Raw genomic sequence first — 17,540 nt, 5'->3', positions numbered from 1 at the left:
GCTGATTGGGGGCGGCGGTGGGCTAGGGGTTCCCATCCGTTCTGAAGGGGACCGCCGGTAGCCCGGCCTTGTTGTAGAGCGTGGCCTTCGGATTGGACTGCCAGGCGTAGCGGACGTACTTCGGACGTGGGACTGTCGGGGAGGAGACGACCACGGCATTGCCCTCGATGCGTGCCTTTGCCCATGTCCATTTCAAGTCGTCACCGGCGACGGAGAATTCCTCCAAGGTCGGGCCGCTCGAAACCATGCCGCCCTCGGCGTGGTCGAAATGAATTCGCAAGGATTCGCCGGACCCGGCAGGTTCGACCGACCGGAACACGGGCCCCGAGCACGGAATTTCCTTTCCGTAGTGACCCGCCAGGGCACAGAGAGCGAGCCGCTCGCCGACGTCACGTTTGTCCCGCGGATGGATGTCGCCTCCGTCGCCCTTGTCGATCGCCAGCGCGAGGCCGCTGTTCTTCACCGTGCCGGAGATGAATGCCTGCGCGTCGCGGAATTCCGCCCAAGCGTCGGTCCCTCCCGGCTGGTCGCGGTGCGGCATGTAGGCAGCGAGGCTGACGATGTAGAAGGGGAAGTCACCCTGTCCGAAGGTACGGCGCCAGTCTCCGATCATCGCAGGCAGGAGCTTTCGATACTGCGCGGCGCGTCCTGCGTTGGCCTCGCCCTGATACCAGATCGCTCCTGTTAGAGACAGCGGGGAAAGCGGGGCAATCATGCCATTGTAGAGGACGGAGGGCATGACCGGCCAGTTTTCAAAGCCTGCCGGTAGCGGGTGTGGCGGGCGGGCATCGACGCCGATCTTGCCGAGCCAGTCGCCATCCAGCGGGATCTCAGATTTGTCGGCAAGTGAGATTTTCAGTTGTCCGCCCGGTGAGCGAAAGCCGCCGTCGGGCAGGCTCTTGAGCACGCGGATCACGATGACGTTCTTGCCGGGGCGAAGCGCTCCCTCCGGAATGGAATAGGCGCGCGGGTTTTCAACCCAGGCGCTGGCACCGGTCCAGCGACCGTTGATGTGGACGGTGTCCATGCGCTCGACGACACCGAGGTGAATCTTCGCCCCGCGAGTTGGGGCGTTGTCCGGCAACGTGATCGTCTTTCGGAAATACGCGACAGCCGGGGTGTCGGGAACGCCGAGTTGCGAGAAGCCGCCTTTCAGCGTGACGGGAGCCCAGTCGCTGTCGTCGAGATCGGGCGAGAACCATGAATTGTCTTTATGGCCCCGGTCATATTCGTCGTACCAATGGGCGATGAAATTGCCGTACTGCGGGCCGCCGCGCTCACGCAGGCGAGCAACCTCATCGAGTGGTTGGTTGAAATCACCAAGTGGTCGCAGCGCGTTTTCGCTGGTCCAGCTTTCGGCGGGGGTGCCGCCGATGGCGCACTGCACCAGGCCGATCGGAACCTTCTGGTCCTCGTGGATTCTCAAGCCGAAATGATAGCCCACAGCGGAGAAGTTTGCCGCCGATTCGGGGGTGCATGATCCCCACGATCCTTTCGGCACGGCCAGCGGGCGATAGCCGACCTGGCTGGTCGCGGTGAAAAACCGGATGCTGGAATGACCGGCATTCTTGATGGCATCGCCGGCGTCAATCGTCCGGTGGAGCGGGAACTCCATGTTCGACTGGCCGCTGCATAGCCAGACATCGCCCACCAACACGTTGCTCAGTTCGCGATGCTGGGGTCCATCCACCACCATGGTGTAGGGGCCTCCCGCGGGCGGCGGGATGAAACGGATCGACCAGCGTCCGTCGTCGCCGGACACGGTTTGGATGCCTTTGCCTCCGAACTCCAGCCGCACCTCGGTATTCGGCCGGGTCCAGCCCCAGATCGTGTTCGGCTTGTCCCGCTGGAGAACCATGTGGTCGCCGAAGACCGGGCTGATGAAGGGCAGGGCGTCATCGCCCCGACAAATCGAGACGGCGCTCAGGGTGATAAGCAGGATTGTGAGTTTCATGGGAAAGGGGTGGATTTGATAGATCGTGCGGCTCCTTGATCCGTGGGAGCGTTCGTGAGCGCACGAAACCATGGGAGAGGCTTGCTTGAGGGTAGCTGCCCAGGTGTCGCCACCGCGCCTACGTTGGACGAGGGCGGCCTCAGCGCGGGCGCTTCTCCTCGCCCTTCTTGATCAGTGCCTCGAAGGCGGGCTTGGGCTTGAGTTCGCGGTCGAACAAGAGCGGGTGATTGGTCCGTCCGCGGATCGGGAAGCCGTTCAGCCAGGTCTGGCCGTCGCCGAGGCCCCAGAACGTCACGCGGGAGATCGACTTCCGGTGTTTCAGGTAGACGTCGAAGATCTCGGCGTAACGTTTGGCGAGCTTCTCCTGCATGTCCGCCGGCAGTCCCTTGGTGTAGGGATTGGTGGTGGAGTCGCCCTGCTCGCGGCGGTTCACATCGGCATTTCCCTGGGGGCCGCGTCCGGGAAGCACATCGACATCCAGCTCGGTGATCATCACCTTGAGCCCCAGTGCGGCGAACTCCTTGATGGTTTTCTCGATCTCTTCGACCGGCGGTCCGTTCAGTTGGAAATGGGACTGAGTGCCGATGCCATCGATCGGCACCTTGCGCTCGAGCATGCCCTTCACGAGCTTCACGCAGTTCTCGCGTTTGCGGGGATTCTCAAGGCTGTAGTCATTGTAGTAGAGCTCGGCCTTCGGGTCCGCTTCCTTGGCGAAGCGAAAGGCGTGATCGAGGAAATCGTCTCCAATGATCTTCCGCCACGGAGAGTCGCGGAGGATGTCCGGACCTCCGTCGGAGAGTGCTTCATTGACGACGTCCCAGCCCCTGACCTTGCCCTTGTATCGGCCGGCGACGGCGTGGATGTGGTCCTTCATCCGCTTGAGGAGCTCGTCGCGGATGGCGGGCTTGCCGTCTTCTCCTTGGAATACCCATCCGGGCACCTGGCTGTGCCAAACCAGCGTGTGGCCGATGACCTCCATCTTGTGCTTCCTCGCAAACTCGAAGTAGGCGTCGGCGGTGGTGAAATTGAACTGGTCGGGCCCGGGATGGATCAGTTGCCATTTCATGTCGTTCTCCGCGGTGAGGCAGGAAAACTGTTTGCCGGCGAGGTCCGCGGCCCTCGCGTCCTGGCCGTTGACCATGCGGGTGTTGAGCGCGACTCCGATGAGGAAGTCCTTTTCATACACGTCGCGGAGGGTTGGTTCCGCAGCGGCGGGAGAGTGGAGACCGGCTGCGGCCAGGAGGAGGAATGCGGAACGTGTGATGGAAGTCATGGGGCGGGCGGGATTCGGGATTACGGCATTCAGCGAAAGATTCTTTGGGAGAAGTTGTAGAGCGCGTTCGCCCAGTGGGTAGGATCGTGGCCCTGGCCATCCACGTGCCAGACATGCGGGACGTCTATCTCCTTGAGGTGGGTGTGGACGCCCTTGCTGATATTGAAAAGCCCGTCCTTGTTGCCGCAGGTGACCATGAGGAGCTTCAGTTTTTCCTTTGCCGCTGCGGGGTCAGGCAGGAGCTCCGCGGGTGGCTTGGTATTCGGTGCCGAGGAGAACGCGCCGATCCATGCAAAGGTGTCCAGGTGGCCGAGGCCGAAGTTCAGTGTCTGGCCGCCGCCCATCGAAAGGCCGGCCAGCGCACGGCTCTCGCGGTCGGTGCGGGTGCTGTAGCGCGATTCGATTGCAGGGATCACGTCATCCAGCAGATCCCGCTCGAACACCGCGAAGGCGGGGGCCGCCTGCATGCCGGCATTGGCTCGATCATCCTTCTGGGCGCGGCCGTTCGGCATGACGACGATCATCGGCCCGGCCTTCTTGTCGGCGATGAGGTTGTCCATAAGGGCATCCACACGGGCGAAGCGCTGCCATTCGGTTTCGTCACCCCCGATGCCGTGGAGGATGTAGAGCACGGGATACTTCTGGTCCTTGGAATAACCCGGCGGCGTGTAGACTTGCATCTTGCGCGTGGTGCCCACGGTCTTGGACTCGTATTCGATCACCTCCAGCTTGCCGTGGGGGATGTCGTCGCGCTTGGAATTGAAGCCGGCGGGTGGGGCGTCATAGGCTGGCTTGTCATCCGGCCCGATTTCCGCGGCTTGCCCCGGCCGGGCGGGAATGGAGGGCTCGGCGGGGACTTCGGGTGCGGCACCCTTGGCAGCCTTGAACTCCGAGGTGCCGAAATCTCCCACCTTGCGGGTGAAGGCGATGCCGTCGTCACCGATCTTGCCGGTGTATTCGATGCGCATCTCGTTTCCCTGGAAATCCATGACCTGCACGAAGCTCAGGGTGTCGCCCTCGATCTTGCCTTCCTTGATCTCCGCTTCGCGGGTTTCTCCGCCGAATTGCGAGAGCGTCTTGCCGGTGAGCTTCCCATCGCCAGCCTTGAACTCGAACTGGATTTTCTGGCGGCCCCGGCGGCTCTCGAAGTCAGCGTGCCACTGGCCATTCACGTCGGCGGCCCCGGCGGGCAGGGCAAGCAGGCCGAGAGCGCCTGAGAGAAGAAGCATGGATGTTTTTGTCATGGGTAGATAAGTCGGGAAATGAGCCGTCAGGGTATCGAGCGGAGTGCGGGTATGGGGAGGAGTTTCACGGTTGGGAAAGTATGAGCAAACGATAGAAGCGTTGGCTGGCGGATGGATCTATCGGGATGACAAAGTTCAAGGGGCCGCCGGTTCCTGCTTGGGCGGGTCCATGGTGCTGCCATTGGTCCGGGGTGAGGCCGACGTTGTACTGGAGCTGATAGGAGTGCCCGACAACTGAGACTGCGGTCGTGATGGTGGAGGTTCCACCTGATACTTCGATTCCCGGCGCCCTCAGTTCTTCTTCTGAAATGGGCGGAATCGGAGGGGTCGCGCTGATCTGGGTGGAGGTGCCGCTTTCACCGATGACGTTCGACGCCGTCACGACGTAAAAGTAGGTTATCCCGGGGGCCACCGTGGTATCGCTGAAACTCGCCGGTGTCACACCGCTGGCGATCGTGGTGTAACCGGAGCCGCTGGTGGTGGAGCGCTTCACCTGATAGCTGGCCGCACCGGCCGAAGGTATCCACGCGAGGTCCACACGCGACGGCAGGACCGCAGTCACGTTCAGGCCGGAGGGAGTGGCTGGCACGATGGTCTCGGCGGGACCTGCGCCCGCCGGTGCGGCCAGGCTGTCGAGCTGGATGACGAATTTGTCCAAGCCGGCGCCATTCTCTCGGTAAACGATTTCGAGCAAGTGACCGCCCGCAGCGAGGTTGTCGAGCGCCACGCTATCCACGGAATACCAGGTGCCGCTGCCGACACGGCCGTTTTCCATGATCCAGGAGCCACCGTCGATTCGCCAGAAGAACGAATCGTCGTCCGCATTGGCAGCGAACACCCGGAACCAGAACCGGTAGTTGCCGGCGGACGCGATGTTGAAGTCGTAGGCTGCGACGAATTCGGCCGTCTCCCCATCCGGCACTCCGCCAGTGCTGTTGTAAGCGGGAAGGACCTCAATATACGTTCCGTTCGAGGCACTTGGGTGGGCGGTGGTGCGCCAGCGGTTGCCGATATTCCCGTTCTCCGCCTCCATGGAAACGATGCCGCCGGATTCTCGATAGGCCTTTGGCGTGGCGCTCACGACCGCACTGCTGCCGCTCTCGGCGATGCCGTTGCTCGCCGTGACCCGGTAGTGGTAGGTGGTGCCATTTAAGACGGCGGTGTCGACGAAGGACGTGCCGGTCAGCGAGCCTGCCGCGACGAAGGGTTCGCTGCTGCTTGTGGCACGATGAATGATGTAACCCGTCGCGCCATCTGCCGGACTCCAGCTTAGAGCCACTTTTGCGTTACCCGCCTTGGCAATGATGTTCGCCGGTGCGGAGGGCGGCCCTGCCAGCTTGGCGACATCCGACGAATGGAGTGCTCCCTTGTAGATACGGAGATCATCCACCGTTCCGGAGAAGGCCGGATCAGCTGGCGCGGCGGATTTCCCGATAAAGTTGTAAGGCGTGACTCCCAACTGCGACGGCCGGAGAGTCATCGCTACATTGGTGGCCAGCTCTGTTCCGTTGATGTAGAGCTTCGCGGCGTTGTCACGCAAGATCACCGTTACATGCGTCCAGGTGCCGGCGGTGAAGTGCGGAGCGGATGCTGCCTCGAGCGATTGCGTCGTCCCGTTCACGGTGAGCGCGAAGCGCATCGTTCCACCCGCGGTGAGTGGTGTGAAATCCATGCGGTTGAGGGTGCTGCCGTCGTTGAAGTCGAGGATGCGTGCACCCTCGGAAAGCGAGCCGGGTTTCACCCAGAACGAGACGGTGAAATCGCCAACGCCACTCATGATGCCGACGGGCAGCGCGACGTGGCTGCCGCCGCCGAGAGCGAGCGCGCCGTTGATCCGTGCGTTGTTTTCGCCCACCCACGCGGGGCCATTTACCAGCGTGCCGCTCCAACCGTTGCCGGTCGAGTCCGCCGCGGTGATGCCGGAGCCATCGTCGAAAGGCAGATGGGCCATCTTCACCGCGCCGGGACTCACCGTGGGAACGGCGACGGTGTAGGTCAGCACCGGCCGGTATGAAGCCGTGGTGCTTTCCCGCGAATGGAAGCCGATGAAGTTCCAGCTTTCATTGGCGATCCGCAGCGAAAGGATACCGTCACCGGAGGCCTCGCTCTTCACGGCATTTGTTAGATCGATTTCGATCTGCTGGCCGACCCCGTATCCGCCAACGGTCGCGGCCAGCGAGCCGGCCGCGGTGGGCCGGGTGTTCCAGTTCGTGGCGGCCTCGCTCCAACTGTCGTCGGCAATCCGCTCGTAGGTGAGGTTGGTCGCGCCATCGACTTGGAAGGGCACGAGCTTCAGCTTGGCGCTCTGGACGTCTGCCAGGCCGCTGACATCGAACTTCATGTAGGTGATGCGGTTGAAGTTCGCATCGGTCACGTCGTGCTTGGCGACCAGTTGGTTACTCGTTCCGAAGTTCGTCCCCGCCGATCCGCCGCCTCGCACGTAGGCATCGGACTGCGGTGCGATCTCTCCGGCGGCCTGGTCCCCGCCGATTCCGAGGAAATCGATGTCCGGCAGTCCCGAGGCGGACACCGCCTGAAGCCTCACCCGGGAGAGTCCCGCGGGCACCGGTGCATGAACCGCGACTAGTTCCCACGTGGACGTGGAGCCAGTGGCAGGGAACCGGATGTTAGAGACTACCTTGACGCCGTTGACGTGGAGATCGGCGATCCTTTCCTCCGTCCCAGCATGCCGGAAGGTGAAGGCAGCGGTATCCGCGGCGGGGAAATCCAGCCACCAATCGATGCCGGCGCCCGCGGCGTCCTGTGTGTTGGCGAAGCCGCTTCCCGTGTATCCCGCGTGGCTATTGCTGACCGTGCCGTCCACTCCGCCGAAACCCGGGTCGTTTTCCTGAATCACGAGGCCGTTTTCGTAAGCCGTCGGGATCACCGCGATGCTGTCAAAATAGAGCGGGCTTGGGCGAGTGGTGGTGGCGCGGAACTCGATGGTGTTAGAGCCGGCATTGAGCGCGATGTCCTGCTTGTGAATGGCCCAGTCGCTCAGAGTGGGTGTTTGCGTGAAAGCGGAGGTCGCGACCTTGGTCCCGTTTACGTAGAGATCGACGGTGCCGATATCCGCTCCGGTCACGGCGTATCGGGTTTCGAGCCGGTAGGTGCCGGAAGACAAGACGCTGACCGTATCCCTGACCGCGGCGGTAGCACCGGTGCCAAAGTTCAGATATCCTTGGCCGCGGTAGTTGCGGATGCTGCCGTTCTGACCAGCGTTCGTCGTGCCGGCGATGCCCTTGTAGTCGAAGCACTCCGCTTCATATTGGCGTGGACCGGCGAAGGCGGGTGGCGGCTCCGGCGCGACGGGCGCGGCGGGGGTGAATTGGGTGAGCCTTCCAGTCGCAGTGCCGGCGCAGTTCACTGTGATGTCAAGCGGACCATTGTGCTGGATGGTCAGGGTGAAGACTCCGCCCGACCAGCTCTTGGTCACCACGCTGGCCGTGTGGCTGCCTCGGTCCGCCCACGTGTAGGTCGGCTCGCTGGAAGCACCGTGGATGGCGATCGTGTCGGTCTTGAGACCGGTATCGATGACGTTGTCGTAGTTGCTCAGATAGAAGGTCAGCTTGTCGGCGAATTCCTTTACCACCCCGGCTGTGTATTGGGAGCAGGTCAGCTCCATGCGGTCGCAGGTGTTATACTGGAAGGGAATGCTCCCGCTCGCGGTTTGGGCGGTCTTGTAGGGATTGTAGATCACCCAGCCGTTCTCGTGGCGGCCGGCGAAGAGGTCGCCGGTGGATTGCTGGGGAAAGAGGCTGTTGAACTCGTTGACCTTGGTGGTGACCGTTGGCCAGCGCGTCGCGTAGGCGGAGCGGTTCACCTTTACCGGGAACGCATTCGCATCGGAATCGTCGAGCTGATAGACGGTCGGCACGGTCGGGTAGCGTCCCGTTTTCTTGAAGAAGGATTTGTTGTTCAGCAGATTGCCGTCGCCATCCATGCGATAGAGTCCTTCGAACAGGGTATCGGGCGAACTGTAGATGGTGTCGATGCCGCCGGAGTTGACGTTGTTGATGACGACCACCTTGGTGCGGTCGATGACCTCCCTGCGTCCCGGGATGCGCACCGTGCCATCCACCACCTTCCGGAACAGATCGATGCTGACATTGTCGAACTGCGGGAAGGTTCCCCAGCGCCGCATGGAGTAGCCGTCGGTCGTCGCGCCCGCGGACAATTCGCGGAAGCATTGGGTCCAGATCAGCTCGGGGCCATCGAATACGGTCTGGCCAGTGAGCATCACGTGTTCGAGAAACGGTGCGCCCTGGGTCGCCATCGTGAAGTTCGCGTGGACACCGCTGGCATCCGTCCAGCCGGTGTCGTCATAGCGCATGCCATACTGGCCGGCGTAGCCGGATAGCCACGCGCCCAGGCAGACGCTCTCCATGTCGGATTGGTAGGACTGCTGGGTGTACTTCTCGCAGAGGATGTAGTTTTCCGTGTAGTCCCGGCTGGCCGCGGCGAAGGCCGGGATGCGCTTCAGCATCGCGATCGGATTGATGTTCGGCGACCACTGGTTGCCACACCAACTGACGACCAGATAGCCGCCGTAGCGGTTGCTCAGTGCCAGCAGGTTTGCGAAGTGATTGATGCGGTCGCCCCACTTCGCGGACAGCGGATCGGTCGGGCTGTCGTAGCCCCAGAACTGCTCGCAGTAGTTGAAGCCGATCATATTCGGGTAGTCCCGGTAGAACTCCTCGTAGATGGACAAATCGAAGTCGGAGAACTGGCTGAAGCCGCCGCTCGACGGCTGGACCATCGCCCACATCCGGTTTTCGGCGCAGGCTCTCAGCCACGACTTGGCGACCTCGTAGCCATACTCCGCCACCTGGAACTGGCTTGTCGTCTCGTTGTGGCTGATCGACAGCGAGATATTCATCACCACGTACGGCCGGATGTCGGGCGGGATCAGCGCGATGATCTTCTGCGGGTCGGCGTTGTTCCACGTGTCGATATGGATCAGCCACATCGGCTGCTCCGGGGAGATCGGACGCCGAAGGGGAGGGGCGGCTTCGGCAAGAATCCCTAACAGAAAGAAAAGTGCAGCGAAGAGCGTCGCGACCAGACGCAGGGGAAGTCTCTTTCCGGAACCGGGGGTTTTCATGTCGGGTTTTCGTGGCAGATGAAGCGAAAGTCACTTGGTGGTGGCAGCGCGTCGCCCGCGCGGAATCAGTCGGACGCCGCTGGAGCTGTCGCAGCGGAAGTCGATCCGCCTCATGGTGAAGGGTTTCAGGAGCTAGGGCAGTGCCTTCCGACAATCGATGAATGTCTGCGATGAGGTCCTATGGAGGGCAAGCATGAAATTAACCGATTAATGTTCTCGGGGTTGCGCGGCGATCTTTCGGAGATTCGCGGCATCGTCGTATTGTGGCCCCGGAATCGGCGAAGTGGGTGGGCGATCATGTGGCGCCCCGCCTAGGCAGTTCCTCATCTGCCTGCGTTACGCCCCCCCCTGTAGCCCCGAGCGACCTCAGGTTCGGAGTTAGCGGGAGGTTGCTTGGCCAAGGCCTGGAGCGCTGTCGACCAAAGCCGTCATACAGAAAATTTGGGTTTCTTCTAGACAGCAGGTGGCAAGGTGGCTTGGATAGTGATTAATCGTCGAATTGGCATCGTCGACGTTGTTGAAAATCCAACCCAGACCCATCTCCGGCCACGGCAACTACCGACTGGTTGTCGTAGGAGGAAGATTCTTGAACGAGACCATCCAGCGCAAGTCGCGCCTGGCAGCGGCTTCGCGAAAGTCAAAATCTCCCTTCTTCGTCCATAGAAATTAAACGTCGAATCCCGAGTAATGGAACTTCCCTCCTGATCCGGGCATGGAGCGCGCGTGGCAGCCGGACCACGGCATATTCCAGAATCAGTCCCTATCCGTTAGCCATAAGACCCCTTCCAAGACCCAAGCTACATGAAACCAAAATCCTCAGTACCCGCCGCCGCATTCCTCGTGGCGCTCACGTGCAACCTCCCGGCTCAAGTCACCGTCAACGGGACAGGCAGTTCGGTGTCGAATAGCAACGCCACCAACCCGGGCACCACGAACTACACCTACACACTCGCGAATCCCACGACCGCGAAGGTGATCGTGGCCGGCTACTACAATGACAATGGCACGGCGACAGCCGGCATGACCTTCGGCGGCAATGCCGCGACCAAATTCGCCACGCAAGGCCGGACGGCGATCGCCTGCTACGTTTTCCCCGGGGCCGCTCCGGCGACCATCGCGATCACTGCCACCTTGTCCGGTGCGGGCGCTCCCACCGCGGGCTTCTTCGTTTACGAGTTGGCCGGCGTCGATACTTCTGGCGGTGCCGCGGCCATCGACGCGGGAACCGGTGCGGCGATTACTACCACGGGTGCCGACAAGTTCGTGATCAATTTCAAGGGGATCAACAACAGCAACGGCTCCGGCACGGTACCGGCGTCGGGCTCGATCATACCGGGCGCGAATGCTGCGATCTACGACCTCAACGGCGCGATTGGTGGCGGTGCGCTGTTCCGCGGCTTCAGTAACAGCTCGGGACCGACAGGTTCCAAGACGCTCGGATGGACTGCCGGGAATGATGGCGAGGTTTCGCTGGCGTTCGTGCAGACCGGAAACCCGGATGCCGACGCTGACGGCTTGACCGACGTCTGGGAACTCAGTTGGCCGGGCATCACAAGCCTGACCCAACTCAATGGGTTGATCACTACACCCTCCGGCTCTGGCAATGGTTCGGGCGACTGGGATGGTGATGGCCACACCGACTTTGCCGAGTTCAACGGCGGCGTTGGCAGCTCGAATCCGACCGTCGCGGCATCGGTCCCCGGAGATGTGGATGGAGACGGCTTCACGGACACCATCGAGATCGCCAACTTTGGCAATCTCAGCCAAACGCCTGGCGGCGACTACGACGGCGACTACGCCACGAACCAGGCGGAAGTCACAGCGGCCACGTCGCCCACGAGTTCGAGTTCCTGGCCTGACAGCGATACCGACCTGATGAGCGATGCCTGGGAAACCGCCAATGGTCTGATCGTCGGGACCAATGATGCTGGGGGGCACGCGGATGCCGACGGCTTTACCAATCTACAGGAATTCCAAGCGGGAACGAGTCCTCAGGACGCGACATGGGCTCCCGGGAATGCCAAGCTCGCTCACCGCTGGAGCTTCAGCGGGGACCTCTCGGATTCGGCAGGGGGGAGTACAGCGCAGATTCTGAACGATGCTCCGGCCAATGTCGGTCTCTCGTCGGTCCAGAGTCCGACCGGCCTCCAACTGCTCGGCGGTGGCAAGGCGACCAGCGACTACGTGATGCTTGGTGCGAACCTCCTCAGCAGCCTGCAGAGCGGTGGGGTGAAGCCGGTGACGATCGAATTGTGGGCGACCCAGGAGGCGGTGCAAAACTGGGCCCGTATCTTCGACGTCGGGGTCAATGACAACACGAACCCCGGACCGAATGAGTCCCTGCGCATGACATGGAGCCAGGGAACGGACGTCAACCTCGATCAGGTGTGCTGGGAGCCCACCACCTCATGGGCACCGGGCAACTCTCCCTATGTTCCGGCTGCTCCCTATCACATCGTGATGACCATCGTCCCGGCGGTCTTCACCAACGGTGCGATCACCACCGGCGCACAGGTCACGTGGTACTCCGCTCCGGCAAGCGACAGCCAGCCGACCGGCCATCCCCTCTATGGAGCCAAGGGTACCTTCAATACCAACGCGGGCACCGATCTGCGGACGCTGATCGACAGCGCATTCACGCTGGGGCGCTCCCTCTATCCCGATAACACGGCCGCCGCGACCTACGACGAGGTGCGAATCTGGAAAGGCTCGCTAAGCGAAACCGAGCGGGAGTTGTTTCAACTGCTTGGCCCGGACAACATCGACCGCGCCGATTCTGAGCCGGATGGGTTCCCGGATTCTTGGGAAATGGCACGCTTCGGCAACATCACGTCAGCCACGACGGGTGTGGATAGCGATGGCGACGGCGAGAACGACGAGGTCGAGTATGCCGCGGAGTCGAATCCGAACGACATCCTCTCGACCGGTGCGGATCGCGATAAGGACAATCTCGCCGACACTTGGGAACTGCAGTATTTCAAGAACCTGCTCAAGGTCGGCGACGAAGACCCGGATGGGGACTTTGCCAACAACGAGTCGGAGGAAGCCTATGGCACCAATCCCGCGAATGCGGCCTCCAGTCCTGATACCGATGGTGACGGGATCTCCGATGGCTGGGAACTCACCTGGTTCCCGGATCTCTTCACCGCCGATTCGACGTTGCGGTCGGGAGGCACGAATACCAACCAGGACAATGATTTCGACAACGATCTTGAGGAGTTCCAGGGCGGGTTCGATCCGATGAACCGCTTCTCTGGACGAGACACCGAAAACAGCGGTGCGGGCGACAGTCTGCCGGACTACTGGGAGTTCTTCTACTTCCAGCCGCTGGTGGGAGCGAATTATCTGAACATCGTCGTTCCTTCCCAAGACTATGAACCGGACGGAGCTACCAACGCGGAAGAGTTCGCGGATGGCACCAATCCAGCGGATGGAAATAGCTTCAAGGATACGAATTCCGACGGCTTCTACGATGGCATCCTGCTGTCGGCCTCGGATGGATTTGGCGCGACTTCGTTCAACGCCGGGACGAACTGGCCGGGAGCCGTGGCTCCGGTGGCGGGGAAGAACTACCTGGTCAATGGCGGGCGGGTTCTTCGCACTCCAAACGTCGCAAACCAGACCACTGTATTCGCAGGCAGCCGGTTGGCTTTGGCTGAGAGTCAACTCTTGCTGAAGGGCGGAAACAGTATTGTGCAGGCGAACTACGTCTTCGACGGAGTGACGGTCCGCAATGGCGAGGACGCCGGGCAACCCGTCACCCTGGCCGGTAATGCCTCGGTGGTCGATCCGTCCACGCTTCTTGCCGACAACGGAAACATTGTTGTTTCCGCGAAGGTGACCGGCAGCGGCGGGCTTACCCTTAATGGGAATGTCTCCGTCGTCCACCAGGTGCAGTTTACCAACGCCACCAACACGTGGACGGGCAACCTCACGATGAGCCCCACTGCGAGCCTGATCGTCGATGGGGTGCTGAGCCCTGGGACGGGTAGCGTTTACAACGTGCGGCCCCAAGCCGCGGGAGTGTCCAATTCGATCGGAGGAACCGGCACGCTCAATCTGGCGGGCACGCTGAACATAGACCTCATTGCCGTTACTTTGTCGGACGGAGCTGCCTGGACCCTCGTAAGCACATCGACGCTGAGCTACGATCCTGGCTTCACGGTTGCTGACCCTGCTTCCCTCGTGGGCGGCTTCACGCCGGGTGCCGGTGCCGCCGGAGCGCGGATATGGACCAGTGGCGACGGAGACTATCGATTCGACGAAGCGACGGGCGTGCTGAGCTTCCTCGGAACGGTTCCGGGCTATGTGGCATGGGCCGGAACCTCCGGCCTCACCACCGGACTGAACGAAGGGGCCGAGCAGAATCCGGAGTTTGACTCATACTCTAACGTCCTTGAGTACCAGCTTGGCGGGCGCCCGCTGGCGTTCGACGGGGACTTGGTGACTGCCACCAGCAGCACCACCCACATGATCCTTACGTTCGATCGATTCGATGCCTCGGAGACGGACACGACGTTGAACTTCCGCTGGGGAACCAATCTTGCCACTTGGAACACGGTGGCAGTAGGCGCTGCCAGCTCCGGCCCCGACGCGAACGGGGTGATCATCACGGTGACGGAGGATGGAGGCGCCACCTCCGACTACGACCTGATCGAGATCCAACTGCCGAAGTCGAACGCGGTTGGTGGCAAGCTGTTCGGTCAACTTCAGGGAACGCAGCCCTGAGGCTGACAGCTCGCGGGACGCTCACGTAGTCCCTGACAACCTGCAATATCCGTGAAGCGGGTCCGGGCTTTGGCCCGGGCCCGCATTCTCGCGACCTACGATTCATCGCTCGTCTTTCCCACCACCATGAAGCCTCGTATGTTCCGTTTCGTGTGCCTCCTGTTCTTGATCGCCGGCGGGGTGCGCGCGGCTGACTCCAAGGAAAAACACACGTATGTCATTGTCCACGGAGCGACCGCCGGCGGTTGGGAGTGGAAGAAGACCGGCAACTTCCTCTCGGAGGATGGCCATGAGGTCTATCGAGCCACGCTCACCGGCCTGGGTGAGCGCATGCACCTCAACAGCCCCGACATCAGTCTCCATACTCACATCGACGATGTCGTAAACCTGATCCTCTTCGAAGACCTTCATGACATCGTGCTCACCGGCCACAGTTACGGAGGCATGGTGATCACCGGCGTGATGGACCGCGTGCCGGAGCGCATCCGCCATGTCGTCTTTCTCGATGCCGCGGTGCCGGACGATGGCATGTCGATTTGGGATCTTTTCGGCGGAAAGGGTCCGCAGGATCCCTCGCGTTTCGCCGATGGCTTCATGCAAGTGCCTTGGGTTACGCCCGACACCAAGCCGCCTCACAATGTGAAGCAATCCATCAAGTGCTTTTACCAACCGGTGTCCTACAAGAATCCGGTGGCCAAGGCGCTGGACGTCACCTACGTGGCTTTCGTGCCGAAAGACAAGTCGGCTGCGGAGCGAGCCAAGACGGACAAAAGCTGGCAGCGTGCGGTTTCCCGAGGCTGGACCATCCGCACCTTTCCCGGTGGACATGTCGCCCAGCAGGAGGATCCGCGCGGCGTGGCGACGCTGATGGAGGAGGCGGTCGGCGACAAGAACACGCCGCTCGCTGCAGTGGTCCCGTCGTCAGCGCGTCTCCAATCGCCGGAGGTGCATCCCGACCGCAAGGTGACCTTCAGGTTTCAAGCGCCCGAGGCGAAGGAAGTCGAATTGAGCGGTCAGTTCCTCAAGGGGAACCAGCTGATGGAGAAGAATGAAGCCGGCCTCTGGAGCATTACCGTCGGCCCGATTGAGCCGAACCTCTATCCCTACAACTTCGTCGTCGACGGGGTGGGGGTGGCAGACCCGTCAAATCCCGACTTGTTTCCCAACGAGCTTTTCAAGCCCAGTATGATTGACATACCAGCCAACCCGCCGCTGCTCCACGCCGTTCGCGACGTTCCGCGAGGCGAGCTGAACTACTGCTCCTATGAATCCAAGACGTTGAACCGCACCCGGCCGCTGGTCGTCTACCTGCCTCCGGGCTATCGCGCCGGCACCGACAGCTATCCGGTGCTGTATCTGGTCAGTGGCACCACCGATACCGAGGAGACTTGGGTCAAGGCCGGCCGCGCCAATGTCATCCTCGACAACCTGATTGCCGAAAGGAAAGCCGTGCCGATGATCGTGGTCATGCCGTACGGCAACATGATGGCCGGTACGCCGCCGCCTTCATCAATGCAAGCTGCCGACATGTACAAAATCTTCGATGCCGAGCTAACCGGCAATATCGTCCCTTACGTCGAAGCAAATTACCGCACCATCGTTGATCGCGAGCAACGTGCCATCGCTGGATTTTCGCGTGGCGGCGGACAGGCCTTGTTCGCCGGTTTCAAGCATCCGGACAAGTTCGCATCGGTGGCCTCGTATGCCGCCTACCTCACGCCTGAGGTCTGTGACAAGTATTTTCCTGACCTTGGAGACGCGGACAAGAAACCCAAGCTACTGTGGCTCGGTGTCGGCAAGGACGACTTCCTCTATAAGCCGGCGCATGACTTTGATAGCTACCTCAAGGGCCGGAACATCGCTCATCAGTGGCTCGTTACCGAGGGTGGTCACACTTGGATGAATGCCCGTCGCTACCTGGCCGAAACGTTGCCACTTTTCTTCAAATGATTCCCAGGTTGAGGATTGCTGGGAATCTCCCGATGCTGGACATTCTCCCGTTTCGCTCTAGGCCCGGAAGATAACGATCTCCCCCTTCAGCATTTCCGGCTGGGTGCCAAAAAACAGTTCGGGCGTGTCAGGGCGCGGTGGAGACCCGCCACTTTTGGTTATCAGCGCCGCTGTAGGTCCATCGGAGAACGTTGCCCCGTTGGGGGCGCTGCCGCGGTTCACGTCAACCGCCTTGCCGCTTGTGGACAGAACGGAGTCCGGGAGGTAATGATCGCTTTTTCTATTTCGCCAGGATCTATTTCGCTAGGATCGATGCGTTTGGGACCGTGATCATGGCGGATCTGGTGACGAGTACCATGCGACGTTTTCCCGGCCAGGATTCCGTTCAACCAAGCCGGGAAAACCTGTAGCCGCGTCACTCCCTGAGTGGGCGATTCCGTCGAGAAGACCAGTTCGAAGGATCGGAGGGAGTCGATCATCATCTGCCGCTTCTCTTGGGCCAAGTCGGTAGTCCAAGACTGGTAATTCAGGGCGAGCCAAAGCCTTCTTCCCAAGTGCTTGTTCGATCGGCTATATTCGATAATATCCGCGCCATGAAGCAACCGCTCCCGAAACAGGTCCATGGCGCCATCCGGACCAAGCTGCTGGATGGCAGCCTGTCGCCGGGAAGCAGGTTGGATTACAAACTACTGGCCAAAGAGCTAGGGGTATCCACCACGCCGGTGCGCGAGGCGGTGACCCAACTAGCTTCGGAAGGCTTCGTGGAGCTCGTGCCTCGTCTTGGTGCCGTGGTGCGGTCGCTCAATCAGAACTCGGCACGTGAGTTCTACGAGGTGCGGGAAGCGGTGGAAACCTTCGCCGCGCTCAAAGCCGCCGAGAGGCTGTCGCCGCGCCATCTGGAGATGTTGCGCAAGCAGCTGGACATCATGGAGCGGCTTTTCGCGGAGGTCCGGGACCGGGGCGGCGACAAACTGGACGCGCCGGCGTTGTATGAATTCCTCGATGCCGATTTGGCATTTCACAAGACGATCCTGCTGGGTGCCCGTAATCCAGCACTGGCGCGGACCGTGGAGGAGAGCCACATCCAGTCGCGGATCTTTTTCGCTGATCGCGGAATTCACGATCTAGTCCGCCTGCGGTTGGCTTGCGAGCAGCATGGCGCGATTCTAGCGGCGCTGGAAATCAGGGATGGGCGCGGCGCTTCGGAGGCGATGCGGCACCACATCCAGACTTCGCTCCAATTTACCCTCGATCACCTCGAGACTGCCATCGAGGTCTGAAGGGCTT

At 61.4% G+C, this 17,540-nt stretch carries 7 protein-coding genes; 3 read left to right on the top strand and 4 right to left on the bottom strand.

Annotated features, from left to right (window positions below; all coding sequences use genetic code 11):
• Nucleotides 1-22: 22 nt before the first annotated feature.
• From OKA05_RS12700 to OKA05_RS12685, 4 genes are all read right to left on the bottom strand, one after another.
• Nucleotides 23-1,954 (bottom strand): sialate O-acetylesterase, encoded by a 1,932-nt coding sequence (locus OKA05_RS12700; protein ID WP_264487521.1) that lies wholly within the window; start codon nt 1,952-1,954, stop codon nt 23-25.
• Between the two features lie 139 nt (nt 1,955-2,093).
• Complete coding sequence (locus OKA05_RS12695; protein ID WP_264487520.1) at nt 2,094-3,227, bottom strand: endo-1,4-beta-xylanase; 1,134 nt, start codon at nt 3,225-3,227, stop codon at nt 2,094-2,096.
• Nucleotides 3,228-3,256: 29 nt separating this feature from the next.
• Nucleotides 3,257-4,456 (bottom strand): alpha/beta hydrolase, encoded by a 1,200-nt coding sequence (locus OKA05_RS12690; protein WP_264487519.1) that lies wholly within the window; start codon nt 4,454-4,456, stop codon nt 3,257-3,259.
• Nucleotides 4,457-4,535: 79 nt separating this feature from the next.
• Nucleotides 4,536-9,575 (bottom strand): glycoside hydrolase family 98 domain-containing protein, encoded by a 5,040-nt coding sequence (locus tag OKA05_RS12685; RefSeq protein WP_264487518.1) that lies wholly within the window; start codon nt 9,573-9,575, stop codon nt 4,536-4,538.
• Nucleotides 9,576-10,376: 801 nt separating this feature from the next.
• Here OKA05_RS12685 and OKA05_RS12680 point away from each other — a divergent pair.
• From OKA05_RS12680 to OKA05_RS12670, 3 genes are all read left to right on the top strand, one after another.
• Nucleotides 10,377-14,303, top strand: a complete 3,927-nt coding sequence (locus tag OKA05_RS12680; RefSeq protein WP_264487517.1) for a hypothetical protein — start codon at nt 10,377-10,379, stop codon at nt 14,301-14,303.
• 51 nt (nt 14,304-14,354) lie between these two features.
• On the top strand, nt 14,355-16,253 hold the full coding sequence (locus tag OKA05_RS12675; protein ID WP_264487516.1) for an alpha/beta fold hydrolase: 1,899 nt from the start codon (nt 14,355-14,357) through the stop codon (nt 16,251-16,253).
• 593 nt (nt 16,254-16,846) lie between these two features.
• On the top strand, nt 16,847-17,533 hold the full coding sequence (locus OKA05_RS12670; RefSeq protein ID WP_264487515.1) for a GntR family transcriptional regulator: 687 nt from the start codon (nt 16,847-16,849) through the stop codon (nt 17,531-17,533).
• Nucleotides 17,534-17,540 lie beyond the last annotated feature (7 nt).

The organism is Luteolibacter arcticus (genome assembly GCF_025950235.1).
In the GTDB taxonomy this organism is placed as follows: domain Bacteria; phylum Verrucomicrobiota; class Verrucomicrobiia; order Verrucomicrobiales; family Akkermansiaceae; genus Haloferula; species Haloferula arctica.
Note: the sequence above shows the minus strand (reverse complement) of the source record. Positions and strands in the feature narration are given on the sequence as shown.